This is a genomic window from Roseateles sp. P5_B10 (genome assembly GCF_056400485.1).
The window spans coordinates 1-24,213 of the sequence record NZ_JBFULE010000004.1; the positions used below are offsets into that span (position 1 = coordinate 1).

Annotated in this window: 18 protein-coding genes; 1 reads left to right on the top strand and 17 read right to left on the bottom strand. The window is 67.7% G+C overall.

From position 1 onward, the window contains the following. From mnmE to rpmH, 5 genes are all read right to left on the bottom strand, one after another. Positions 1-1,329, bottom strand: a 1,329-nt coding sequence (gene mnmE, locus AC1DU6_RS00740; protein ID WP_477855857.1) for a tRNA uridine-5-carboxymethylaminomethyl(34) synthesis GTPase MnmE, incomplete at its 3' end; no start/stop codon positions are given. A gap of 199 nt (positions 1,330-1,528) precedes the next feature. Beyond that, positions 1,529-3,250, bottom strand: a complete 1,722-nt coding sequence (gene yidC, locus AC1DU6_RS00745) for a membrane protein insertase YidC (protein ID WP_477855858.1) — start codon at positions 3,248-3,250, stop codon at positions 1,529-1,531. After that, positions 3,243-3,530 carry a membrane protein insertion efficiency factor YidD gene (gene yidD / locus AC1DU6_RS00750; RefSeq protein WP_056192512.1) on the bottom strand — a complete coding sequence of 96 codons (288 nt, stop codon included), beginning with the start codon at positions 3,528-3,530 and terminating at the stop codon, positions 3,243-3,245. Before yidD ends, yidC begins: the two co-directional genes overlap by 8 nt. Before the next feature lie 26 nt (positions 3,531-3,556). Further along, the gene (locus AC1DU6_RS00755; protein WP_477855859.1) at positions 3,557-4,036 is read right to left on the bottom strand and encodes a ribonuclease P protein component; all 480 of its coding nucleotides are present in this window, start codon (positions 4,034-4,036) and stop codon (positions 3,557-3,559) included. 47 nt (positions 4,037-4,083) lie between these two features. Continuing rightward, on the bottom strand, positions 4,084-4,218 hold the full coding sequence (rpmH, locus tag AC1DU6_RS00760) for a 50S ribosomal protein L34 (RefSeq protein WP_054021782.1): 135 nt from the start codon (positions 4,216-4,218) through the stop codon (positions 4,084-4,086). A gap of 382 nt (positions 4,219-4,600) precedes the next feature. Between rpmH and dnaA the strand changes: the two genes are divergently transcribed. Further along, positions 4,601-6,061: a chromosomal replication initiator protein DnaA gene (gene dnaA / locus AC1DU6_RS00765; RefSeq protein WP_477855866.1), complete on the top strand. Its 1,461-nt coding sequence runs from the start codon at positions 4,601-4,603 to the stop codon at positions 6,059-6,061. Between the two features lie 93 nt (positions 6,062-6,154). Here the strand turns inward: dnaA and AC1DU6_RS00770 are convergent, their stop codons facing one another. The 12 genes from AC1DU6_RS00770 to AC1DU6_RS00825 form a co-directional block, all read right to left on the bottom strand. Beyond that, the gene (locus tag AC1DU6_RS00770; RefSeq protein WP_477855860.1) at positions 6,155-6,454 is read right to left on the bottom strand and encodes a hypothetical protein; all 300 of its coding nucleotides are present in this window, start codon (positions 6,452-6,454) and stop codon (positions 6,155-6,157) included. 16 nt (positions 6,455-6,470) lie between these two features. Then, positions 6,471-7,181: a DUF6250 domain-containing protein gene (locus AC1DU6_RS00775; RefSeq protein ID WP_457320027.1), complete on the bottom strand. Its 711-nt coding sequence runs from the start codon at positions 7,179-7,181 to the stop codon at positions 6,471-6,473. 40 nt (positions 7,182-7,221) lie between these two features. After that, entirely contained in the window at positions 7,222-8,199 is a 978-nt protein-coding gene (yjfF, locus tag AC1DU6_RS00780) for a galactofuranose ABC transporter, permease protein YjfF (protein WP_457320029.1), read from the bottom strand. Then, positions 8,196-9,182, bottom strand: coding sequence for an ABC transporter permease (locus AC1DU6_RS00785; RefSeq protein WP_235531769.1), 987 nt, complete (start codon positions 9,180-9,182; stop codon positions 8,196-8,198). Before AC1DU6_RS00785 ends, yjfF begins: the two co-directional genes overlap by 4 nt. A gap of 17 nt (positions 9,183-9,199) precedes the next feature. Continuing rightward, positions 9,200-12,127: a glycoside hydrolase family 31 protein gene (locus tag AC1DU6_RS00790; RefSeq protein WP_477855861.1), complete on the bottom strand. Its 2,928-nt coding sequence runs from the start codon at positions 12,125-12,127 to the stop codon at positions 9,200-9,202. Between the two features lie 11 nt (positions 12,128-12,138). Beyond that, positions 12,139-13,677, bottom strand: coding sequence for a sugar ABC transporter ATP-binding protein (locus AC1DU6_RS00795; RefSeq protein WP_477855862.1), 1,539 nt, complete (start codon positions 13,675-13,677; stop codon positions 12,139-12,141). 89 nt (positions 13,678-13,766) lie between these two features. Beyond that, complete coding sequence (locus AC1DU6_RS00800) at positions 13,767-14,717, bottom strand: ABC transporter substrate-binding protein (protein WP_457320035.1); 951 nt, start codon at positions 14,715-14,717, stop codon at positions 13,767-13,769. 207 nt (positions 14,718-14,924) lie between these two features. After that, on the bottom strand, positions 14,925-16,970 hold the full coding sequence (locus AC1DU6_RS00805) for an alpha-L-arabinofuranosidase C-terminal domain-containing protein (protein ID WP_457320037.1): 2,046 nt from the start codon (positions 16,968-16,970) through the stop codon (positions 14,925-14,927). A 140-nt stretch (positions 16,971-17,110) separates the two neighbouring features. Next, on the bottom strand, positions 17,111-19,477 hold the full coding sequence (locus AC1DU6_RS00810) for a beta-L-arabinofuranosidase domain-containing protein (protein ID WP_457320039.1): 2,367 nt from the start codon (positions 19,475-19,477) through the stop codon (positions 17,111-17,113). After that, positions 19,474-21,030, bottom strand: coding sequence for a glycoside hydrolase family 43 protein (locus tag AC1DU6_RS00815; RefSeq protein ID WP_082532317.1), 1,557 nt, complete (start codon positions 21,028-21,030; stop codon positions 19,474-19,476). Before AC1DU6_RS00815 ends, AC1DU6_RS00810 begins: the two co-directional genes overlap by 4 nt. A 3-nt stretch (positions 21,031-21,033) precedes the next feature. After that, entirely contained in the window at positions 21,034-22,587 is a 1,554-nt protein-coding gene (locus tag AC1DU6_RS00820; protein WP_477855863.1) for an alpha-N-arabinofuranosidase, read from the bottom strand. A gap of 35 nt (positions 22,588-22,622) precedes the next feature. Further along, positions 22,623-24,209 carry an aldehyde dehydrogenase (NADP(+)) gene (locus tag AC1DU6_RS00825; protein WP_457320043.1) on the bottom strand — a complete coding sequence of 529 codons (1,587 nt, stop codon included), beginning with the start codon at positions 24,207-24,209 and terminating at the stop codon, positions 22,623-22,625. Positions 24,210-24,213 lie beyond the last annotated feature (4 nt).

The window sequence follows — 24,213 nt, forward strand, 5'->3', positions numbered from 1 at the left end:
GAGCAACTCATCGGCCGAGAACACGCCGGTGATTTCACCCAGCGCATCGTGGGCCAGGCGCAGCTCCTCGGCGAGCAAGTCCAGCGCTGCGTCGCGCTGAGCGGCAACTTCGCGAGCCAAGGCCAGGTGCTCAGCCGTGCGCGCCAAGGCCTGCACGTGGCGCTCGCGAGCGATGAACAAACCTTCGGGCACCGCTTGCCAGCCGGCCGTCCGCAGCAGGCGCTGGCGCAGCGCTTCGAGGCCTTCGCCCGTCTTCAGGCTCAGCGCAATCTCGCCTTCGGGCGCGCCAGCCAGGTCGGCCTTGTTGAACACCTGCACGATGCGGCTTGCGTCCACACCGACCAGCCGCGCGCGGATGCGCTCGTCTTCGGCCTCGTAGTCCGCCTGGCCGACGCGGCCCAGATCGTGCAGGAAGAGCACGACGTCGGCGTCCGCGATCGCATCCCAGGATCGCGCCACGCCGATGCGCTCGACCTCGTCGGCCGTCGCATCGCGCAGGCCGGCGGTGTCGGTGATGTGCAGGGGCACGCCTTCGATCTGGATGGTCTGGCTGACCTTGTCGCGCGTCGTGCCGGGAATGGGCGTGACGATGGCGAGCTCGGCGCCGGCCAGTGCATTCAGCAGCGAGCTCTTGCCGACATTGGGCTGGCCGGCGAGCACGACCTTGAGGCCGTCGCGCAGCAGCGCGCCCTGGCGAGTTCGAGCTTGCACTTCCCTCAGTTGCGCAGCCAGCCGATCCAGACGGCCGAAGGCGTCCGCCTTCTCAAGGAAGTCAATCTCCTCTTCGGGAAAGTCCAGCGTCGCCTCGACCAGCATGCGCAGCTGGATGAGCTGGTCGCGCAGCACACCGACCTCGTGCGACAGCGCGCCGCCCAGCGCCCGGCTCGCGCTGCGCGCGGCCGCCTCGGTGCTGGCATCGATGAGGTCGGCCACGGCCTCGGCCTGGGCAAGGTCGAGCTTGCCGTTCAGGAAAGCGCGCTGCGTGAACTCGCCCGGTTCGGCAAGCCGAACGCTCGCGCCGGCCTCGATGACCCGCGCCAGCAGCAGCTGCATGATGACGGCGCCGCCGTGGGCCTGCAGTTCGAGCACATGCTCACCGGTGTAGGAGTGCGGCGCCGGGAAGTGCAGGGCCAGGCCCTGGTCGATGGCCGCGCCGGCTTCATCGCGGAACGGCAGGTAGGTCGCCTCGCGAGGTTTCAGCGCGCGGCCGCAGACGGCTTCAATGAGCGGCGCGAGGCCTTGTGGTGACGACACGCGGACGATGCCCACGGCGCCGCGCCCGGGAGCGGTGGCGATGGCAGCAATGGTGTCTGCGTGACGAGCGAGCATGAATGCAATTGTCGCGGCGCAAAAAGAAACAGCCGCTCGAAGGAGCGGCTGCATCAGAGGTTGGCGCGGGGGAGGCTCGGTTCGGGCGCTCTCGTGAGTCCCGTCCGGGCCGGTGTTCTCTGCCCCGCGAAGCCATTGAACTGCTAACCCCGGGCAGAAAGAAGCCCCCGGGTGCGGGGGCTGTGCAGATTCACGTGATTCAGTTCACGCCCAATCGCTTGTTGATCAGCCACTGCTGGGCGATGGACAGGATGTTGTTCGTCAGCCAGTACAGCACCAGGCCGGACGGGAAGACGAAGAACATGACGCCGAAGGCCACGGGCATGATCCACATCATCTTCTGCTGCATGGGATCGGCGGCCGGCGGATTGAGCCAGACCTGGAACAGGCTGGACGCCATCATCAGCAGCGGCAGGATGAAGTAGGGGTCGCGCACGGACAGGTCGGTGATCCACAGCGTCCACGGCGCCTGGCGCATCTCGACGGTGGACAGCAGCACCCAGTACAGGGCCATGAAGATGGGCATCTGCAGGAAGATGGGCAGGCAGCCCCCGATGGGGTTGATCTTCTCCTCGCGGTAGATCTTCATCATCTCCTGCTGCATTTCCTGCGGCTTGTCCTTCAGGCGCTCCTTCATCTCGTTGATGCGGGGCGCCACGGCCTTCATGCGGGCCATGGACTTGTAGGCGCTGGCGTTCAGGCTGTACAGCGCGATCTTGAGCAGCAGCACCAGGGCAACGATGGTCCAGCCCCAGTTGCCGATGAAGCCATGCAGCTTGTCCAGCAGCCAGAACAACGGCTCGGCCAGGATGGTCAGCATGCCGTAGTCCTTGACGCGCTCCAGGCCCGGCGCCAGTGCTGAGAGGTTGTTTTCCTCCTGCGGGCCGGCGAAGAGAGTGGCCTGCTGGGTCGCGCTGGTGTCGGGTGCGAGCGTGGGCAGCGTGAAAACCATGCCGGTGGCGTAGGCGTCGCCGCGCACGCCGGCCTGCCCAGGTAGCTTGCGCACGAAGAACTCGCGATTGCCGGCTTCATTGACGAGCCAGGCGCTGGCGAAGTAATGCTGCACCATCGAAACCCAGCCGTCGTTGGCCTGCTTCTCGATGTCGACCTTGCCCTTGTCGATGTCCTCGAACTTCAGCGTCTTGAACTTGGTGTTGCTGTTGTAGACCGCCGGGCCCGTGAAGCTGGGCGTGAAAGCCGCGCCGCCGGTGACGGTACTGCCGTCACGCACCAACTGCAGGTAGACCTGCGGCGTGACGGGCGCGGCACCGTGGTTGACGACTTCATGCGTGACGCCCACCGTGTAGACACCGCGCTTGAACGTGAAGGTCTTGATGAGCTTGACGCCACCGACCTCGGCCGATTCCAGGCGCAGCTTGACCTCGTTCTGGCCCTCTTTGAGCTCGCGCTCGCCGGCCACCGCCGTCATCGGCGTGGTGTGGGCAGGCAGCGGGCCCTGGGCGCTGACCAGGCCGGTCTGGGCCCGGTAGTGCTGGCCCTCATTGAACAGCACGACCGGCTGGGGCGTGAACTCGGGCTTTTTCTGCAGATGCACCATCTGCAGCAGCTGGTCGGTGAYGGTCGGGTCCGGCGACGTCAGGTATTTGGGCAGCTCGGCGCGGACGATGTCGCCGCCCAGGGTGTCCACCGTGACCGTCAGCACGTCGGTGCGGATGGTGATCTGCTCGGACAGCGCGGCCACTGGTGCGGCGATCGTGGGCGCCTGGGCAGCAGCCGTACCGCCAGCAGCGGTCGCTGCCGGTACGCCAGACGACGCAGGTCCGGCCGGTGCCGTCGACACGGTCTTGGGCGTCGGGCTGAACATCGAGGGATGCCCGTTGTGCTTTTGCCAACCGTCCCAGAGCAGGACGAGAGACATCGTGAACACCACCCACAGCACGGTGCGGCGAATATCAGTCATGAGGAGACTCGGACGAGGAAGAGGACGCGCAGGAGGCGCGCGTCACGGGGGGAGAGAGGAGGCGGGAAAACAGCCGCGGCGGATTGTCAGGCACGGGGTCGTGCCCGCCGTTACACCAGGGCTGGCAGCGCAGGATGCGGTGGACGGTCAGATAGCTGCCGGCCAGCGCACCGTGTTTCTCAAGCGCGCCCAGCGAGTAGCGGGAGCAGGTCGGCTCGAAGCGGCAGGCGTTGCCCAGCCAGGGGCTGAGCATGAGGCGGTAGCCGCGCACGATGGCCATCAAAGCGCGGGCGGGCCAGCTCGGCTTCACGTCTTCGTGCCCGGCTTGGATGCCATGGCTTTATCCAGAAGCTGAGCCAGCTCGGCTCGGGCAGCCTGGCGCAGCGCGTCGGAAGCGGCGCTGGGGAACTTCTGGCGGTCAAACGGAGCGCGCAAGCGGACAACCCACAAACCCGGCGGCATGCCGGTCGCTGCAGCAAATGCGGCGCGGATCTGGCGCTTCAAGAGCTGGCGTGTCACGGAGCGCTTGGCATGCCGCTTGGGAACGACGATGCCCACCCAGCAGCCTTCAGGCGCAGTGGGCGGGTTCTGTTCCACAGGGTTGTGAACAGGCTGTGATTCGCCTGTTGATAACTCGGCTGAGGCTGTGCGCAACTTGGCGGCACGCCAAGCGCTGGGCGCCGGGTTGGCCGAGAGATGGTGCAGCGCGAAATGCGCGCYGCGGGCCCGGCTTTGTTTGCCGAGCACACGCTCAAAGTCCACCGGGCGCTGCAGCTTGCCGATCATCGGGTGCCCGACAGGCTGACGACGCACGGGTGGCGTCGTCGCGCGGCTTAGACGGCCAGGCGCTTGCGGCCCTTGGCGCGGCGTGCGGCGATGACGGCACGGCCACCGCGGGTCTTCATGCGCACCAGGAAACCGTGGGTACGGGCGCGGCGGGTCTTGGAGGCTTGGTAGGTACGCTTCATGGGAAACCTCTTTGGAGGGTTTGTGCAGGCCGGGCACAGCGGTTGGCACCCGGCAAGAAGGCCGGTTTTGACACCCGGCAAGAATGGCCGGTTCGTATCCGGCAAGAAAAGCGCATGGCGAACCAGTCGCAACCGGCCGGCAATGCGCGAAAACCCGGCATTACAGCAGAAGCCGCCGACCCGGTCAATAAGTCGCCAGTCTCAAGCCGGGTTTGCCAGGGATTGACCCCCTGCCAAATTCTGTGGATAACCCGTCCTTCGGTGGCCTCGGGTCCGTACAATCCAGCCGCTCGAAAAGAAGTTTTCCACAATGAGCGAAGAAGAACATACGGTGGATGGGGTGCAGGCTTTGAAGACGGGCGTGATGACGGGCTTAGAGGGCATGAATTCGCCGGATTGGGCGTCAGAGCTTTGGCGGCGGGGCTGCGAGCGCCTGGCCACCGAGCTGCCTGAACAGCAGTTCAACACCTGGATTCGCCCGCTGCCACCCGCCACGGTGTCTGGCGAAGCCGCCGACAGCGCCCTCGTGGCGACGCTGAAGGTGCCCAACCACTTCAAGCGCGACTGGATCCGTCGTCAGTACGCGGCCCGCATCGAAGCCATCCTGACCGAACTGGCCGGCCGCCCGACGCGGCTGGAGCTGTCCCTGGTTGCGCGCGACGCGTCGAGCGTGCCCATCACCATGCCCAGCTCGATGTCGGGCGCCGCTCAGGCACCTCAGCAGCCGTCGGCGTTTCCGGCCGAACCGAGCGCCGCGCTGCGGCCCGTCAGCGCGCCCCCGGCCAGCACCATCATGCTGCCCTCGCAGGCGCCCGCCTCGGCCAAGCACCGCATCAATCCGCAGCTGACCTTCGACACGCTGGTGCCCGGCCGCGCCAATCAGATGGCGCGCACGGCCGCACTTCACGTCGCCGGCGCGCCGGGCGTGACCTACAACCCTCTCTTCATCTACGGCGGCGTCGGCCTGGGCAAGACCCACCTGATCCACGCCGTGGGCAACGCGCTGCTGAAGGACCGCCCGGACGCCCGCGTGCTCTATCTGCACGCCGAGCAGTTCATCTCCGACGTCGTCAAGAACTACCAGCGCAAGACTTTCGACGAGCTCAAGGCCAAGTACCACTCGCTGGACCTGCTGCTGATCGACGATGTGCAGTTCTTCGCCGGCAAGGACCGCACGCAGGAGGAGTTCTTCAACGCTTTCGAGGCGCTGCTGGCCAAGAAGGCCCACATCATCATGACGTCGGACACCTACCCCAAGGGGCTGGTGGACATCGACGAGCGCCTCACCAGCCGCTTCGACGCCGGCCTGACTGTCGCCATCGAGCCGCCCGAGCTGGAGATGCGCGTCGCCATCCTGATCAAGAAGGCCGAGGCCGAGGGCACGCCCATGCCCGAGGACGTCGCCTTCTTCGTCGCCAAGAACGTGCGCGCCAATGTGCGCGAGCTCGAAGGCGCGCTGCGCAAGGTGCTGGCCTATGCCAAGTTCTCGCACAAGGAGATCAGCATCACCTTGGCCCGCGAGGCGCTGAAGGATCTGCTGTCCATCCAGAACCGCCAGATCGGTGTCGAGAACATCCAGAAGACGGTGGCCGACTTCTACAAGATCAAGATCGCCGACATGTACTCCAAGAAGCGCCCGGCCAGCATCGCCCGGCCGCGCCAGATTGCGATGTACCTGGCCAAGGAGATGACGCAGAAGAGCCTGCCCGAGATCGGCGAACTCTTCGGCGGGCGGGACCACACGACCGTGCTGCACGCGGTGCGCAAGATCGGCGCCGAGCGCCAGAAGAACACCGAGCTGAACCAGCAGCTGCACGTGCTGGAGCAGACGCTCAAGGGTTAGGCTGGACCGAGCTGAGCCCCCGCGGGCTCGGCGACGCCTGCCTGACAGTCCGCGCATGCAAAGCGCGGGCGCGGCCTGCAAGGTTGAAGGCGCTCAGTCTTCGGCCTCGCCGTAGACCGCCAGGAATGCCTCGAGAAATTCCGCCGACGCGCTCAGCGTCAGCGTGACGGTCAGCCAACCGCCCTCTTCCTGCTGCACGAGCAGCTCGTGGTCCCAGGCCTGGCCGTCCTCGACCGGGCCGTGGCGACCAGGGAAGTGGCTGTGCGCCCAGTCCAGCACCTGCTGGGCCTCGGCCAGCACGCTGCTGTGCTCCTCGGCTCGCGTCGAGGCCATGGCCTCCAGCGTGGCGATGCCGTCGTCGCCGTCGCTGAAATCGAAGATCAGGTAGCGCATCGCTGCGCAGGCTAACTCAGTCCAGCGCGTAGATGCGTAGCGCACCGACCTGCTGGCGCGACCAGGTGCTGCGCAGGCCGAACCAGCCCTCGCGCAGCGGGCTCTCGTCGCGGTGCTCGAAGAGCAGCTGGCCGTCGACGTAGACAGTTGAGCGACCGTCCTTGACGAGGGTCTGGACGAGGTAGTCGTGGTTGGGTTTGAGCAGGTGTTCGGCGTCCAGCCGCTCCTGCAACAACACGCGCTGGCCGTCGCCGTACTTGCGCAGCCGCGTGCTGGTGTTGCCGTTGCCGCCGATGCCGAAGTAGTACAGGCTCAAGGCGTCATAGGACTCGAACGCGCCATTGCGGCCCAAGGGCGAGACGCCGCCGGGACCGGTCGCCATCCAGAACTGGTTGAGGTCGCTGAGCCTGTCGTTGGCGCCGCCCTGCAGGACGATGCGGCGGCGGTATTCGATGAGGAGGTTGCCGCTCAGGCGCCGGTTCAGCCAGACGGTCACGCCGCCGGCTGTGTCGAGGACGAGGTGGCCGTTCTCGGTGCGAACCGTCGAGCCGGGCTTTGCCTCGATCTCCGCGACCCAGGTGGCCGGGTCCAGCGCCTGCTTGAAGTCATCGCTGAAGATCAGCCGGCCGCGCTCGCCCAGCGATGCCGGATCGGCCATCACCGCGCCGCTGAATGTCAGCCCCGACGCCAGCCAAAACAGCAGCGCGCGGCGCGGCGGGACCTTCATGGTTTGCAGCCGGGCGATGCGAGAGACCGCCGCTTGACCATCAGGCAACGACCTTCTTCAGGGACAACAGGCGCTGCACGGCGCAGAAGACGAAGAGCAGGGCGCCGATGACGATCTTGGTCCACCAGGAGCTGAGCGTGCCGTCGAATGCGATCAGCGTCTGGATCAGGCCGAGCACCAGCACGCCTGACAACGCGCCGGCTACATAGCCATACCCGCCCGTCAGCACGGTGCCGCCGATGACGACGGCTGCGATCGCGTCCAGCTCCACGCCCTGGGCATGCTGGCCGTAGCCGCTCAGCATGTAGAACGCGAACAGCAGGCCGGCCAGCGAGGCGCAGAAGCCGCTCAGCGCGTAGACGGCGACCTTGGTGCGGCCGACGGGCAGGCCCATCATCAGCGCCGAGGCCTCGCTGCCGCCCAAAGCGTAGACGGTGCGRCCGAAGGCGGTGCAGTGCGCCACCCACAGGCCCAGGCCCAGCATCGCCAGGGCGATCACGGCACCGGGAGACAGGAAGGCGCCACCAAAGAGCGATATCTGCGTCTGCGACAGCGTCACGAACAGCGGCGCATCGATGGTGATGCTGTCCACGCTGATCAGGAAGCACAGGCCGCGCGCCAGGAACATGCCGGCCAGCGTGACGATGAAGGGCTGCAGCCTGAAGACGTGGATGACCACGCCTTGCAACGCGCCGAAGGCCGCGCCGCCCACCAGAACGACGACGATGACCAGCTCCGCCGGCAAGTGCGCCACCTGCAGCAGCCAGGCAGCCACCATGGTGGTCAGTGCCAGCACYGAGCCGACCGACAGGTCGATGCCGCCGGACAGGATGACGAAGCTCATGCCGACCGCGATGACGAGCAGGAAGGCGTTGTCGATGAGCAGGTTGAGCACGACCTGCGAGGACGCGAAGCCTGTGTAGTTGGCGGCGCCGGCAATGAAGAGCAGGGCCATCAGCACGACGCTGACCCAGGTGGTGAACGAAGGGGCGGCCATGGCCGCGCGCAAGGCTTTCATGCTTTCTTCCAGGTCGACCAGGCGGACGACTGCGAGATGCAGACGGCGAACACGACGACGGCCTTGACGACCATGGTGACCTGCGGCGGCACGCCCATCGCGTAGATGGTGGACGTGAGCGTCTGGATGATCAGCGCACCGATCAGGCTGCCGGCGAGGCTGAATTTGCCGCCGCTGAGCTGCCCGCCGCCCAGCGTGACGGCGAGGATGGCGTCCAGCTCCAGCAGCAGGCCGGCGTTGTTGGCGTCGGCGCTCTTGATGTTGGACGAGATCATCAACCCAGCCAGACCCGCGCCGAGGCTGCAATAGACGTAGACGAAGAAGACGATGGCCGCGGTGCGCACGCCGGCCAGACGCGCGGCGACGGGGTTGATGCCGACGGTCTGGATGAACAGGCCCAGGGCCGTGCGCTTCATCAGCAGCGCCGTGAGGCCGCCCACCGTCGCGACGACGAACAGCGACACCGGCAGGCCGAGCAGATAGCCGCCGCCCAGCCAGAAGAAGCTCGCGGGCTCGTAGACGGTGATGATCTGGCCGTCGGTCAGCAGCTGTGCCAGGCCCCGGCCGGCGACCATCAGGATCAGCGTGGCGATGATCGGCTGCAGGCCCAGGGCCGACACGAGCAGCCCGTTCCACAGCCCGCACAGCAGCGCAGTGCCCAGCGCCGCGGCGAAGGCGACGGCCAGGCCGTGCGAGCCGACCAGCACACAGGCCACCGTGCCGGCGATCGCGACGACGGCACCGACCGACACGTCGATGCCGCGCGTGGCGATCACCAGGGTCATGCCCAAAGCCGCGAGCATCAGGGGAGCGGCGCGATGCAGGATGTCGATCAGGCTGCCGTAGAGGTGCCCGTCCTTGATCTCCAGGTGCAGGAAGCCCGGCACGAAGAGGGCCGCGACGGCCAGCAGCAGCGCGAGCGCGGCAACCGGCCGGAGCAGGGGATGGCGCCAGAGGGCGGCGCGCGCGGGCGGAGAAGACATGGCAAGCGTGGGAGAACTCATGGGGTCGTGAATTGCAGCGCCGTCGCTTCGCCACGGTAGAGGACGGACTGCGGTTTCGTGCTGGGGCCGCTGGTATCGACCAGTGTCACGTTGAAGCGGCGCTGCTGGACGAGGCCGGGGAAGCGGCCCTCGCGGGCGCCGACTTGCAAGGTGCGCCGGGCGTCGTCCCAGCGCAGCGTGACGGTCGCACGTTCGCCGGTCTCGTAGCGGTAGGTCTCGCCGTCGTCCTCGTAGAGAGTGAACTGCGCGTCGGCGCCGGGATAGATGCGGATCTCATAGGGCGCATCGGGCTGCTGGCCGACGTGCTCGATGACCGGGCCCATCGGCACGATGCTGCCGGCGCGCACGAACAGCGGGAACTGGTCCAGCGGGTACTCGCGGGACACGGTCTCGCCGCCGGCGTGGCGGCGGCCGCTCCAGAAGTCGAACCACGCGGCACCCGTCGGCAGCAGCGTGGCCTGGCGCTTGTCGATCTGGCGTTGTTGGTCGGCAAGCGCCAGCAGCTGGCCGGGCGTGCGCCAGGCCAGGCGCAGCTTGCGCCCGCCGCCGTCCTGATAGAACTCGATACGCAGCTTGACGGCCTGGCCGGCGTTCAGCATGACGCGCTTGCCCTCGAAGCGCGCGGCGCCGTTCTTCCAGTCGTCGACCAGGAGTTTGTCGTCCAGCCACAGGCGGAAGCCGTCGTCGCCCTCGACACCGATCTCGTACTCACCCGATTCGGGCACGACGAGCGTGCCCTGCCAGCGCGCCGAGAACTGGTTCAGGCTCTGCAGGCCGGGCGGCACGCTGCCGAGCGGCGCGGGCGGCCAGTCGTGGGCGACCGGGCCGTCTACGGTGCGGCTGGCCGGCTTCTCGAAATTCATGCCGGCGAAGTACTCCAGCGCCAGCCCCGGCTCGCCAGAAGGCGTACGCAGCGCGCTGGCGGGAATGGTGGCGGCGGGCGGCACCTCGGCATAGAGCGTGGAGTGCGTGACGGGCTGTACGAGGAAGGCCGGGCCGAACATATAGGTGTCGTCCACCTTGCGTAGCGCGGTCTCGTCGGGGAAGTCCATCGCCAGCCCGCGCATCATCACGTAGCCCTCTTCGTGCGCACGCCAGGCCAGGCCGTAGAGATAGGGCAGCAGCCGGTAGCGCAGCTGCGCGGCGCTCAGCAACGAACGGTAGACGGCCGGGTCCAGCGTCTTGTACAGATAGGGCTCGCGCTCGACGTCCGTGCCGTGGATGCGGTAGATGGGGTTGAAGATGCCGAACTGGTTCCAGCGCGCGTACAGCTCGCGCCAGGCCGGGTTGCGCTCGCCGCCCGGGTAGGGCACGAAAAAGCCGCCGGTGTCCTGCGTCCAGTAAGGCGTGCCGGCCATGCCGACGTTCAGGCCGCCGGCGATCTGCGCGCGCAACGTCGCCCAGCTGGCCGTCGTGTCGCCCGACCAGGGCAGTGCGGCGTAGCGCTGCTGGCCGGCCCAGGCGGAGCGGGTCAGCGTCATCGCGCGCTTGTTGCTGCTGGCGCGCTGGCCTTCGTAGACGCCGCGCGTCGTGACCAGGCTGTAGACGTTGAGGTAGCGCGTGAAGTCGCCCATGGCATTGCGGCCGAGGCGCTTGATGTCGGCCTCGACCTCGCCGGGGTCATGCGCGGCGCCGCCCACCTCGACCTCGGTGCCGTCCATCCACAGCGCGTCCACGCCGATGTCGAACAGGCCCTTCTTGGTGTGCTTGAAATAGATGGCGCGGCCTTCGGCACTGAAGGCGTCGTAGACCTGCGCCTTGCCGGAAATCCAGTGCTTGGGCGCGAAGCGCAAGCCCTTGGCGTCGAGCTCTTTGGCAAGTGCCGTGTCGTCACCGATCGAGGGCCAGATGGACACCATCAGCTTGGTGTTCAGTTCGCGGTGCAGCGTGTCGACCATGCCGCGCGGGTCGGGGAAGCGCTCGGCGTTCCAGGTCATGCCGCTCCAGGTGCCGTCCTTGTCGCCGCCCCAGTACTGCCAGTCCTGCACGATGGTGTCGAGCGGGAAGTGGTCGGCACGGAAGCGCTTCGCGACGTCGAGCAACTGCTGCTGCGTCTTGTAGCGCTCCTTGCTCATGAACAGGCCCAGGGCGCTCTTCGGGAACATGGGCGCAGCGCCGGTGAGCTGGCGGTAGCCCGCCATCAGGTCGTCCATCGTCGTGCCGGCGACGAGGTAGTAGTCGGCGCCGGCCGGCGCGCTCTCGGCCCAGAAGCGGGCGCCCTGCGCGTCGTCGGTGAAGCGCATCTTKGAATAGACGTCCCAGAGCACGCCCCAGCGTCGCGTCGAGATCATGAAGGGCAGGACGGTGCCGATGTTGGTCTGCACCATCAGCACGTCACGGCCGCGGTAGTCCATGTAGGACTCGTTGTACTGGCCCAGGCCGTAGAGCGACTCGTCGGCCGTGAGGCTGAAGGCCTGCGTCATCGCGTAGGTCGGCGCGCCGGATATCTCGATGGCCTTGAGCGCGGCGGGCGCCTGCTCGCGGGTGAACAGGCTGCCATCAGGCCGGTAGAAGGCGAGGGCTCCGCTGCGCTTGTCGATCTCCACACGCACGGCCGCGCTGGTCAGCACCAACGCGTCGGCAGACTCCTTCACGTTCAGCGGCACGGCCTGCGGCGCGGCCACCACGACCAGGCTGGGCTGGGTGGCATGGCTCTGGCCCAGGTGAGCCGTCACTCGGACGAGGCCTGGCCCGTAGAACAGGATGTTGCGGGTCAGCGCGCCGAGTTGCACCTGGGCACCTGCGGCCAGCGGCGTCCATGCAAAGCCGCGTGCGTCGGGCGTCAGTGGCTGGCGCTGCGCCTGGCCCTGGGCGTCAAGTCCGGTCGGTGACTGCGCGCGCGCGGCCGGTGTGAGTGCCGCCAGGCAGAGCAGGGTCAGGGTGGCCAGGGCGGCGCGCAGCGCGGGGACGGTGGGGTGATTCATGTTGGACACGCTCAGGCCGCAGCCGAGACAGGCTCCGCGGCGATGACTTCAAGCACGCTGCGTTCGTCCAGCTCGCCGCGGCGGTATTCGCCGGCGGCGCGGCGGTCGCGCATCACGAGGACGCGGTCGCTGCAATGCAGGACCTCGGGCAACTCAGACGAGATGAAGAGGATGGACATGCCACTGCCGTCTTCCTTGTGGGCCAGGGCGCGCACGGCATCCATCAGGTCTTCCTTGGCGCGCACGTCGATGCCTCGGGTGGGCTCGTCGAGGATGAGCACGGCCGGATTCGTGGCCAGCCAGCGCGCCAGCAGGGCCTTCTGCTGGTTGCCGCCGCTGAGTTGCCCGATGGGCGTGTCGGCGCTCGGCGTCTTGATGCCCAGGCGCTTGATGTAGTCGTCGGCCAGGGCCTGCTGCGCTTCACGGCTCATGACGAGGTCCAGGCCGTGCCGGGCCTGCAGCGCAAGCAAGATGTTCTCGCGCACCGAGAGGTCGAGGATGGCGCCTTCGTGCTTGCGGTCCTCCGAGCAGAAGGCGATGCCGGCGGCGATGGCCTCGCGCGGCGAGTGCCAGCGGCCCGTACGGCCTTCGGTTTCCACATGACCCGAATCGGCGGCGTCGGCGCCGAACAGCAGGCGCGCGGCCTCGGTGCGGCCGGAGCCCAGCAGGCCGGCCAGGCCCAACACCTCGCCGCGCTTGAGCTCCAGGTCCAGCGGGTGCAGCGCGCCGCGCCGGGTCAGCCCTTGCGCCTTCAACACCGCGGCGCCGGTGGTCGGGGCCTGGCTGTCCAGGCGGGTGGGCTGCTGGTCGGGCGGCGCGCCCACCATCTTGTTGACGAGGGCCAGACGGCTGAGGTCGCTCGCCAGGTACTCGCCCTCGGTCTCGCCGTTGCGCATGACCGTGATGCGGTCGGCCAGCGCATAGGTCTGGTCGAGGAAGTGGGTGACGAAGAGGATGGCCAGGCCCTGCTCGCGCAGGCGGCGCAGCACGGTGAAGAGGCGCTGCACGGCCGCGTCGTCGAGGCTGGAGGTGGGCTCGTCGAGGATGAGCACGCGGGCCTGCACGCGCAGCGCGCGGGCGATGGCCACCATTTGCTGGACGGACAGCGAGTAGCGCGACAGCGGCGTGGTCACGTCGATGTCGAGGTCCATCTGGGCGAGCACTCGTTTGGCTTCGGCGTTCACCGCAGACCAGTCGATGCGACCCCAGCGGCGCGGGAAGCGCCCGGCGCAGATGTTCTCTGCGACGCTGAGGTTGGTGCAGAGGTTGACCTCCTGGTAGACGGTCTGGATGCCGAGGGCTTGGGCTTCTTCGGTGCGGCGCGGGGCGATGGTCTCGCCGCCGAGTTTGATGGTGCCGGCTTCGGGCGTGTAGAGGCCGGTCAGCACCTTGATGAGGGTGGACTTGCCGGCGCCGTTCTGGCCCATCAGCGCATGAACCTCCCCGGGGAACAGGCGCAGGCTGACGTCGCTGAGCGCCTTGACGCCGGGGAAGCCTTTGTGGATGCCGGAGAGCTCCAGCACGGGCTCGGCGGTTCTATGGAGAGTCATGGTTTCGCGTTCTCAAGCCTCGGCGCTCGCAAGCGCCGAGTCCTTCGTGAGGCGTCGGACAGGACGCAGGTCCTGTCCTCGGTTCTCACTCAGTACTTCCGGTTCGGCAATTCCTTGGCCGCCTGATCCGCCGTGTACACGCCCTCCGTCACGGTGATGCGCTTTTCTACCGGCTTCTTGGCGACCACGTCCTTGGCCAACTGCATCAGCTGCGGCCCCAGCAGCGGGTTGCATTCGACGGTCACGTTGAGCTTGCCGGCCTTCATCGCCTCGAAGGCACCGCGCACGCCGTCGATCGACACGATGGCGATGTCCTGACCGGGCTTGAGCCCCGCCTCTTCAATCGCCTGGATGGCACCGATCGCCATGTCGTCGTTGTGCGCGAACAGCACGTCGATCTTCTTGTCGCGCTGCTTCAGGAAGGACTCCATCACTTCCTTGCCCTTGGCACGCGTGAACTCGCCCGACTGCGAACGGATGATCTGCAGCTTGGGGTTGCCCTTGATGGCTTCCTCGAAGCCCTTCTTGCGGTCGATGGCCGGGGCCGAGCCCACGGTGCCCTGCAGCTCGACGATGTTCAGGGCGCCGCCCGGCGCCTTGGCCGCCCGCTCCAGCACCCACTTGCCCGCCTTGCGGCCTTCTTCGACGAAGTCCGAGCCGATGAAGGTCACGTACAGCGACGGATCGGCCACCTTGACGGCGCGGTCGGTCAGGATGACAGGGATGCCGGCCGTCTTGGCTTCCTTGAGCACCGTGTCCCAGCCGGATTCGACGACTGGCGAGAAAGCGATGACGTCGACCTTCTGGGCGATGTAGCTGCGGATCGCCTTGACCTGGTTCTCCTGCTTTTGCTGCGCGTCGGCAAACTTCAGCGTGATGCCGGCCTCCTTGGCCGCGGCCTTGATGGACGCGGAGTTGGCGGTGCGCCATTCGCTTTCGGCGCCCACCTGGGAGAAGCCCATGACGAGCGGGGCGGCAAGGGCGCCGAACGCGGGGGTCAGCAAAGCGGCGGCCAGCAGGCTGCGGCGCAGAATTCTCATGGTTGTCTCCATCTGAGGTCTTGTGACAGCCGATGGTAGGAAGGCCAGTGATGCGCGACCAATGACATTTCTCCGTCAAGCCATGTCGATTTCGGTATGGGCCAGTCTCTCACCTCTGGCCGAACGCCTGGCGCGGTCGCCGCGTCTGTGTCGGAATGCCATGTAAACCAAGGAACCGACACAGCGCGTCCACGCGGTACTGGCGGCCTATTTGGTCGACAGCACCAGCACCGTCACAGAATACGGCGCGAAGCTGTAGCTGAACTGCTTGCCGAGCCCGCTCGCCTTGCTCGTCACCGGCACCACCTTGGTCGGCTCGGTGATGGTGTTGGTGTCTTCCTTGTGCGCCGAGCTCAGTACGATGGCCTCGCCTTCGGCCGCCACCTTGGCGGCGCCGGCCAGGTCGACCTGCACCGTCTGCGCGTTGCCGATCGCGTTGACGACTTTCAGGTAGATCTCGCCGCGCTGGTCCGACTTGGTCGCCGAGAAGAACATCGTCGGCACCTGCCTGGCCGGCGGCACGTCCTGCGGCGTCTCCTTCTTGGGCTGCTGCTGCCAGGTTTGCGTGCTGACCTTCTCGGCGTGCACCGGCAGCGAAACATTGCCCAGATAGTTGCTGAACATCTTTTGCGCGTAGTACGACGGCGAACCGTAGCTGGACTGCGCGTTGTAGCCGATCAGGTTGTACTGCCACTGCATGCCGCCCGGGTTCACGTTCACAAACAGCGGCGCGTAGCAGGACATCTCGACGATGTCGGCATTGCGCTCCATGCCGGCCATGAAGGCGGCATCGGCCAGTGCGCCGTGCAGGTTGGTGGTCGGCGAGCCTTCCTGCCCCGCCCATTCGCCGATGAAGACCTTCGGCCCGCTGCGCGCATAACTGTCATAGCGCGCGGCGTCGTTCATCATCTCCATCGGGTTGTAGTAGTAGTGCTCGTCGATCAGGTCGGGCACCCGGCTGGACAACTTCTGTTGCTGGCCCAGCCAGTCCTTGCCATTGACCGTGGAGATCAGCTTGATCTTCGGGTACTTCTTCTTGATGGCGTCGTGGAACTGGGTGTAGCGGCCGTCGTAGGTCTTGTTCTTCTCGAAGCCATCCTCGTTGCCGATCTCGACATAGCGCAGCTTGAACGGCGCCGGATGGCCGTCCTTGGCGCGCTTGGCGCCCCACTTCGTGCTCACGTCGCCGGTCACATATTCGATTTCGTCGAGCGCGTCCTGGACGAAGGGCTGCAGTTCCTTGCCGACTGGGACGGACTCGCCGTTGAGCGCGTAGCCGGCGAACACCGCCAGCACCGGCTCGGCCTTCATGTCCTCGCACCACAGCAGAAATTCGAGCAGCCCCATGCCGTCGGTGGAGCGGTAGCCCCAGGTGCCGGGATTGCCTGGGCGCTGGTCGATCGGGCCCAGCGTTTCCTTCCACTTGAAGCGGTTCGTCACGCTGCCGCCTTCGACATAGTTCCCGCCGGGGAAGCGCAGGAAGCCCGGCTTCATGTCGATCATCTTTTGCATCAGGTCGGGTCGCAGGCCGTTCGGCCGGTCCTTGTGGGTCGGCGGGAACAGCGACACCAGGTTGAACCACACCTTGCCCGGGCTTTCGGTGGCAAGCACCAGGCGCGCTTCGGCGGTCGGCTTGACGTTCGCACCGGTGGTGAGGGTGACGCTGTAGCGCTTCCATTGGCCGTCGATGCGGCCGCCTTCGGCCTGGGCGTAGACGGTCTTGCCGTCGACGCCTTCAATGCTAATGGTCAGCGGCACGCCGGCGGCGCCGGACGTCTTGGCGTAGAAGCTGGCGCGGTAGCTGGTGTTCGGCGTGACAGGGATGCCCCAGTAGCCCGCATTGGCGATACCGACACGGTGACCCGGCGAAGCGTTCTCGGCGTCGATCCGCAGACTGGTCGTCAGGGCAGTGCCGGCGACCGGGTAACGCTCGTCGAGCGCCATCGCGGCGCTGCCGCCGGCGTCCTGCACCAGCGACCAGTGTTCCGGCGTGTAGCCGTGATTCTTGAAGGCGCGGTTGCGCACCAGTTCCGCATACAGGCCGCCGTCGTAGGAGAAGTTGATCTCCTCGGTCATCAAACCGTACAGGGTCGGGCTGACCGGCAGGCCAGGCTTGGTGAGGTCGATCCTGACGGTGGTCTGCGCCATCGCCAGCGGGGCGATCAGCGCAACCAGCGACACCAGGCGGGAGAGGCGGAAGCGGCGTTGCACGATGGGCATGGCGGCGCTGTGCGATGGAATGTTCGAGGTCATGGGCAGGATGGTCCGTGAGTGAAACTGCGCTTGCGGGCGCTTATGTGTGAGGTTCGCGGCATCTGCGCCGCGAACGTGGTGCCAACAACGCAAGGCCAGGCGCTTGTCCATGAGCAGCAACATTGCGCCGCTGCCATCAGTCAACGCAACAGCCTCAGGCCGTAGAGGCCACCGGCGAGGGAACCCGGCTTGGCAACGAAGCGCACCTCCAGCTTGCCGCCTGCGGCAGCGACGAGATCGGGCGGCAGTGGCACTTCGCGGGCATACAGCGGCTGGGCTTCGGAGGCCAGCGCCAGCTCGGCGACGACACGGCCGTTGACGACCACGTCAAAGCGCCGGCCCGCATCGCCGCTGGCCAGCATCAGGCGCAGCAGCCGGCCCTGTGCCTGCGGGTCGTTCAGCGTGTAGCCGAACCACTGCTTCGCATGCCGCCAGCGGCCGGCCGGCGCGATGCCGGTTTCGGCGCCCTCGCCCTGGAAGCTGTGGTCGGACTCGGGCTGCTGCTCGCCCGGGGCGACCTGGTCGATGGTCTGCGCGTCCAGCGCCAGGCGCTCTTCCTCGGCCTTGGCCAGCTCGGCACGCATCAGGCTCTGCTGGGCCGGCGTGGACCGCGCCCAATAGACCATGTAACGCGAGTCGTGCAGGCGGAAGAAGGGGATGAGCTGCAGCTTGTCCGCGTCCTTGCCACCCTGGATGAGGTCGGGCGCGGTAAAGGTGAGCGGCTGGCCGGGCACGGGCTTGAAGCGGCGGATGAAGTCGGCCTTGTCGCTGACGAACACCGGCGCGCTGTCCTGCGGGCAAACGGCGCCGGCCGGGACTTGGTCCCCACGCGCGCTGTCGGCCATGAAGTTCAGCGTCTCGCCCGGCTGCGGCGTCTTGGCGGCCAGCACGATGGGGCCGTGCAGCACGGCGACGTAGTTCTTCAGGCCGGGCATGGGCTCCAGCGTCGTGCGCATGGGCAGCTCGATGTCGACCCGGTCGCCGGCCTTCCAGTCGCGGCGCAGTTCGACATAGTCGCCGGGCTTGGCCGTCACCTTGACGGGGTTGCCGTTCAGCTTGACCCTCAGCGCGCCGGGCGCGACCCAACCGGGGTAGCGAACCTTGAGCGCGAAGCTGCCGGCGCCGTCCACCGTCAGCCGCGTGCGCGACTCGTCGGGGAACCGGGTGGACTGCGTGAGCTTGATGCCGCGCTCGCGCCAGTCCAGCTTGGAGGCGACGAAGAGGTTGACGACCAGTGCGTCGTCGCCCTCATGCGCGTAGATGAACTCGCCGTGACGCGCGTGGCTCTCGATGCCGGAGCCCACGCAGCACCACATGCTGTCGTCCACCTTGGAGTAGACGCGGTAGTGCTGCGGCCGCATCGGCGTGAAGTAGACCAAGCCGCCATCGCCCGGGTGCTGGGACGCGAGGATGTGGTTGTAGAGCGTGCGCTCGTAGTAGTCGGCGTACTTGCCCGTTCCCGCGCCCTGCTTCGGCCGGGCCTGCGCCAGCAGCGCGGTCAGCTTGAGCATGTTGTAGCTGTTGCAGGTCTCGGGGCCTTCCACCGCGTCGAGCATCGGCTTGAAGTCGTCGGCCGGATGGAAGTGCTCCTTGACGCTGTTGCCGCCGATCGCCACGCTGCGCTTTTCGACGACGGTGCGCCAGAAGAACTCCGCCGCGCGCCAGCCCTCGTCCTCGCCAGCCTGCTGCGCGATGCGCGCAAAGCCGATGACCTTGGGGATCTGCGTGTTGGCATGCAGGCCGGTGAGCTTGTCCTGGCCGGCCGCGAGCGGCTGCAGGATGGCCCGGTGCGAGAAGCGCCGCGCCAGCGCCAGGTAGCGCAGGTCGCCGGTCATCTCGGCCACGTCGGCCAGCACCTCGTTCATGCCGCCGTGCTCGGCGCGCAACATGTCCTGCATCTGCGCGTCGCTCAGCGGCGTGGTCAGGCGCAGCGCCCAGTCGCTCAGGCGCACGAGCATGGCCTTGGCGTCGGCATTGCCGGCGTGCACCCAGGCGTCGCGCAGGCCGGCGAACGTCTTGTGGAGGTTGTACCAGGGCACCCAGCGCCCGTTGAGTCCGAAGCTTTCGACCTTGAGCTCGCCCGCGGCCACCTGGCCCCAAGCCTTGGCGCCGTCGGGAACGCCGCCGATGTAGCCGTTGCCGAGCTTGTCCTGGCAGCGCTTGAGTTCGGCGATGAAGTAGTCCAGTCGCTTCTTGACCTCAGCGTCGCCGGTGGAGGCCCACATCAGCGCCAGCGCTGAAACATAGTGGCCGCCCATGTGACCGTCCAGGCCGTGGGACTCCCAATTGCCGTAGCTGGGCGTAGGCACCGGCAGGCCGGCCTCGCGGCGGAAGGGCGCCAGCAGGCGCTCGGGGTCGAGCGCCATCAGGTAGCGCAGGTCGGTGCTCTGCGCGTCGAGGAACGGCCCGTCCTGTAGACGTACACGATCCAGCGCAAAGGCTTGCGTCGCCGCATGCGCGCCGTGGGCACACAGCGCGAGGGCGAAGATGGCGAGAAGGCGTTTCATTGCGAGCTCCCTGTGCGAACCGCCCACAGCGACACGCCGCCGGAGGACAGCGCGCTGAAGGTCACGACGAATGCGCTGGAGTTGGTGTTCCATTGCCGGGACAGTACGCCGGCATAGGTCGCTCCGCCGCTCACCACACTCAGTTTGTTGCTGCCCTTGTGCATCCAGTTGCCTGTCATGCCGCCGCCGAGCGTGCCATCGGCGTTCAGCGTGACGTTGATCGAAGTCTTGCTCACTGCCGTGATGTCCTTGCCATGGTTGACGAGCTTGTAGTTGCCGGCCGCCTGCGCGGCGCTGACGTCGGCCGTCTGCGCCGGCGTGGCCAGGCTCAGCGGCGCGTAGCGCAGCGGCGCGACGACGAGCCAGCCGTCCTCGTTCAGATGCATCTCGTGCACCCGCACCTCGTGGACCTCGCCGGTGCCAGGGAAGCGCGTGTGAAAGATGATGAAGTACTGACCGGTGGCCGCGTCGTGGTAGGCCGAGTTGTGGCCCGGCGAGACATAGCCCAGCGCCGTGCCGGTCTCGCCGGCCGCGTTGGCGAACTGGTGGCCGCCCATCAGCTTCATGCCGTGCGGCGTGATGCTGGCGTCGTCAAAGACCGTGCCGGCCGCACCCTTGACGGTGGCCATGTCGGTGCCGGCACCATCCACGTAGGGCCCATCGGGTTGCAGGGACCGCGTCACGCGGACGTTGTAGCCGCCGGCCGCATCCAGGCCGCCGAAGGACGTGAACAGGTAGTAGTACTGGCTCTGCGGGCTGTAGAGAACGTAGGCCCCTTCAATGCGCGCATGGTTGCCGCCCATCAGGTGCCTGCCGTAGCCCTGGCCCGGCAGCGGCAGGCCGGTCGTCGCGTTCAGCTGCAGGATGAACAGGCCGCCCGAGTAGGAGCCGTAGATCATCCACAGCTTGCCCGTTGCGTCCTTGAACACCTGGGGGTCGACGACGTTGGGGTGGACGGTCGCGTCATAGACCGTGCCGTCCTCGCTGGGCAGCCCCCACATGCCCGATTTCAGCAGGATCTGCTTGTTGACGTAGGGGCCGTCCACCTTGTCGGCCACGGCCACGCCCAGCGCCGAACGCGGAGAGTCGCCCTTGCAGGCGCAGTAATACATGTAGAACTTGCCGTCGTCGAGCCTTGCGACGTCGGGCGCCCACAGGTCGGTGACCTGGGCCCAGGCGAAGGTATCCGCCAGGGCCGTCGTGACCTTGTTGCCGAACAGCGCGTTGGCGTCGTTGACGCCATCGGCCACTTTGGTCCAGTTCATCAGGTCCGTCGTCTTGGCCGCGGCGAGATGGGAGCCGAAGACGTAGAAGGTGCCGTCGGTGCGGATGACCGAGGGGTCATGCACGGCGACGTTGGCGAAGCTCACCGGTGCCTGCGAAGGCGCAGGCGCTGGGGCCGGCGCGGGCGCGGGTGCAGGTGCGGGAGGCGGAGCGGGTGCCGGCGTCGGTGCAGGCGAAGGCGCCGGCGAGTCGCCGCCGCCCCCGCCGCAGGCCGTCAAGGTGAGCACGGCTGCGCCCGCGAGGAACTCGCGTCGCTTGGGGGCGCTCATGGCTCAGCCTTCGATGGCGACGACCAGGACGGACTTGGCAGGCAGCTTCAGCGTGAGCTTGCCGCCGACGGCCTGCGCCTCATAGGCCTGCGGCGTGACCAGCGGCGCCTTGCCCAGTTCGTTTTGCGCATCCATCGCGGCGGCGGTCAGCAGCTTGCCGCGCGCGGCCTTGGCTGCACCGGCGCCGACCTGCACGCTCAGCTCGGCGGGCTGGTTGGGGTTGGCGTTGACCAGGCCGACGTAGAGCTTGCCGTCCTTGGCCCGCGCGGCCGTCACGCTCAGGCCCGGCATCTCGGCCGCGCCGACCTTGTAGACCGGGTTGTTCTCGATCTTGGCGGGCAGCGAGGTCGCGTCCTGGAAGGGCGTGTACAGCGCGAAGGCGTGGTAGGTCGGCGTCAGGACCAGCTTGTCCTTGGTCGTCTGGATCATGGCCTGCAGCACGTTGACCATCTGCGCGATATTGGTCATCTGCACGCGGTCGGCATGGGCGTGGAAGACGTTGAAGTGCAGGGCCGCGAGCAGCGCGTCGCGCAGCGTGTTGCGCTGGACCAGGAAGCCGGGGTTGGTGCCGGGGTCCGCGTCATACCAGCTGCCCCACTCGTCGAAGTAGRAGCCGATCTTCTTGCTGGGGTCGTTCTTGTCGAGGACGGCCGAGTTCTTGGCGATCATCTGCTCGATCTGCTGGACGTTGCCCAGCGTCGAGATCCATTCGCTCTCGGGGAAGCCGATGGCCGCGCCCTTCTTTTCCCAGTTGCCGGTGGGCAGGGTGTAGGCGTGGTGGGAGATCGCGTTGACGCCCGGCACGCCCTTGCTGAGCACGTCGGTCCACTCGGTCTGCATGCCGTTGCCGCCGCTGGCGATGATGATGGGCCGGTTGTGGCCGGGCGCCCTCAGGAAGGAGGCGACCTGGCGGAACTGGTCGGCGTAGTACTCGGGGCGCATGTTGCCGCCGCAGCCCCAGGTCTCGTTGCCGACGGCGAAGTAATGCACGCGGAAGGGCTTGTCGCGGCCGTTCTTGCGGCGCAGCTCGGCCAGTGAGGACTTGCCCTCGGCCGTCATGTACTCCAGCCATTCGGACATTTCCTGCGCGCTGCCGGTGCCCAGGTTGCCGTTGACGTAGGCCTCGGCGCCGATCTGCTCGACCAGGTCGAAGAACTCGTGCGTGCCAACCGCGTTGTCCTCGGGCACACCGCCCCAGTTGCTGTTGACCTTGACCGGGCGTTGCTTGCGCGGGCCGATGCCTTCGCGCCAGTGGTATTCGTCGGCGAAGCAGCCGCCGGGCCAGCGCACCAGCGGCACCTTGAGCTCCTTGAGCGCCGCGACGACGTCCTTGCGCCAGCCGCGCACATTGGGGATCTTGGAGTCGGGACCGACCCACATGCCCTCGTAAATGCCGGTGCCCAGGTGCTCGGCGAACTGACCGTAGATGTTGCGGTGGATGACGGGGCCGGGCTGGTCGGGGCTGACCACCAGCTTGATGTCGGCGGCCAGGGCGCTGGCGCCCAGGGCCAGGGTCGCCCCCAGCGCGACCACCTTGGCGAGCAGTTGCTTCTTCATCGTCTTGTCTCCTGTCGTTTGTCTTGTGTTGATCTTCAGTTGCGCGTCAGCGCGCCGTCGCGGCGGCGCCAGAGGCCACGCTCGTTCGGTTCGCGCAGCACCGGCGGCAGCAGCGCGCGCGGCATGTTCTGGTAGCAGACCGGGCGCAGGAAGCGCTGGATGGCGGCCGTGCCGACCGAGCTGCTGCGGCCGTCGCTGGTCGCCGGGAAGGGGCCGCCATGGACCATGGCCGTCGACACCTCGACGCCCGTCGGGTAGCCATTGGCCAGGATGCGGCCGACCTTGCGCTCCAGCGCCGGCAGCAGGCGGCGGGCGGCGGCGAGGTCGGCCTCGTCGTCGTCCTGCAGCTGCAGCGTCGCGGTCAGCTGGCCTTCCAGGCTCTCGATGACGGCGAGCAGTTCGTCCAGGTCCGAGCAGGCCACCAGCAGCGAGGCGGGGCCGAAGATCTCGGACTGCATCGCGTGGTTGGCCAGGAAGGCCGCGCCGGTCGTCTTGAACAGGCTGGGCGCACCCTTGCAGGCACTCGATTCACCGCGCAGCAACGTGTCCACGGCAGGCTGGCCGGCAAGCTGGTCCTCGCCGCGCTGGTAGGCGCCGGCGATGCCGGGAGTCAGCATGGTGGCGGCCGGCATGGGCTTGAGGGCCTCGGCAGCGGCGCTGGCGAAGCGGTCGAAGTCCGCGCTGGCCAGGCCCAGCACCAGGCCAGGGTTGGTGCAGAACTGGCCGACGCCCATCGTCAGCGAACCCGCAAAGCCGGTCGCGATCTCGGCGCCGCGCGCGGCTAGCGCGCCAGGCAGCAGGACGACGGGGTTGATGCTGCTCATCTCGGCGTAGACCGGGATGGGCTGGGGCCGCGAAGCCGCCGCGGCCATCAGCGCGATGCCACCGCTGCGCGAGCCGGTGAAGCCGACAGCCTGGATAGCCGGGTGGCGCACCAGCGTGTCGCCGATGCCGTGGCCGCTGCCGGTCAGCAGCGCGAAGACGCCGGCGGGCAGGTTGGACAGCTTGACCGCCTCGACGACCGCGCGGCCGACCAGCTCGGACGTGCCCGGGTGGGCCGAGTGCGCCTTGACGACGACCGGGCAGCCGGCGGCCAGGGCCGCGGCGGTGTCGCCACCGGCGACCGAGAAGGCCAGCGGGAAGTTGCTGGCGCCGAATACGGCCACCGGGCCGACGCCGACGAAGCGCAGGCGCAGGTCCGGCCGCGGCGGTGTGCGGGTGGGCAGCGCCGTGTCGATGCGGGCGTCCTGCCAGCTGCCTTCGCGCAGCAGCTCGGCGAACAGCTTGAGCTGGTTCATCGTGCGGCCACGCTCGCCTTCCAGGCGGGCACGCGGCAGGCCGGTCTCGGCCATGGCGCGCACGATCAGGTCGTCGCCCAGCGCCAGGATCTGCGCGGCGATCTGCTCCAGGAAATCGGCACGCTCCTGATCCGTCGTCGCGCGGTAGGCGTCGAAGGCGGCGCCGGCGAGCGCGCAGGCTTCGGACACCTGGGCGGCATCGACGGCGTTGAAGTCGGGGCCGATGGCTTCGTTCTTGCCCGGGTCGAAAGCCTGGAAGGGCTTGCCGGCGCCGCGTACCGGCTGGCCGCCGATCAGCGCCAGGCCTTGGATAGTGTTGCTCATGAGG

Bases quoted from the DNA above. Each gene is read 5' to 3' on its own strand.
- AC1DU6_RS00770 (WP_477855860.1), bottom strand. From the start codon at position 6,454: ATGCGCTACCTGATCTTCGATTTCAGCGACGGCGACGACGGCATCGCC.
- AC1DU6_RS00775 (WP_457320027.1), bottom strand. From the start codon at position 7,181: ATGAAGGTCCCGCCGCGCCGCGCGCTGCTGTTTTGGCTGGCGTCGGGG.
- AC1DU6_RS00810 (WP_457320039.1), bottom strand. From the start codon at position 19,477: ATGAAACGCCTTCTCGCCATCTTCGCCCTCGCGCTGTGTGCCCACGGC.
- AC1DU6_RS00825 (WP_457320043.1), bottom strand. From the start codon at position 24,209: ATGAGCAACACTATCCAAGGCCTGGCGCTGATCGGCGGCCAGCCGGTA.
- AC1DU6_RS00795 (WP_477855862.1), bottom strand. From the start codon at position 13,677: ATGACTCTCCATAGAACCGCCGAGCCCGTGCTGGAGCTCTCCGGCATC.
- yidD (WP_056192512.1), bottom strand. From the start codon at position 3,530: ATGGCCATCGTGCGCGGCTACCGCCTCATGCTCAGCCCCTGGCTGGGC.
- AC1DU6_RS00800 (WP_457320035.1), bottom strand. From the start codon at position 14,717: ATGAGAATTCTGCGCCGCAGCCTGCTGGCCGCCGCTTTGCTGACCCCC.
- AC1DU6_RS00805 (WP_457320037.1), bottom strand. From the start codon at position 16,970: ATGACCTCGAACATTCCATCGCACAGCGCCGCCATGCCCATCGTGCAA.
- AC1DU6_RS00815 (WP_082532317.1), bottom strand. From the start codon at position 21,030: ATGAGCGCCCCCAAGCGACGCGAGTTCCTCGCGGGCGCAGCCGTGCTC.
- rpmH (WP_054021782.1), bottom strand. From the start codon at position 4,218: ATGAAGCGTACCTACCAAGCCTCCAAGACCCGCCGCGCCCGTACCCAC.
- AC1DU6_RS00785 (WP_235531769.1), bottom strand. From the start codon at position 9,182: ATGTCTTCTCCGCCCGCGCGCGCCGCCCTCTGGCGCCATCCCCTGCTC.
- dnaA (WP_477855866.1), top strand. From the start codon at position 4,601: ATGAATTCGCCGGATTGGGCGTCAGAGCTTTGGCGGCGGGGCTGCGAG.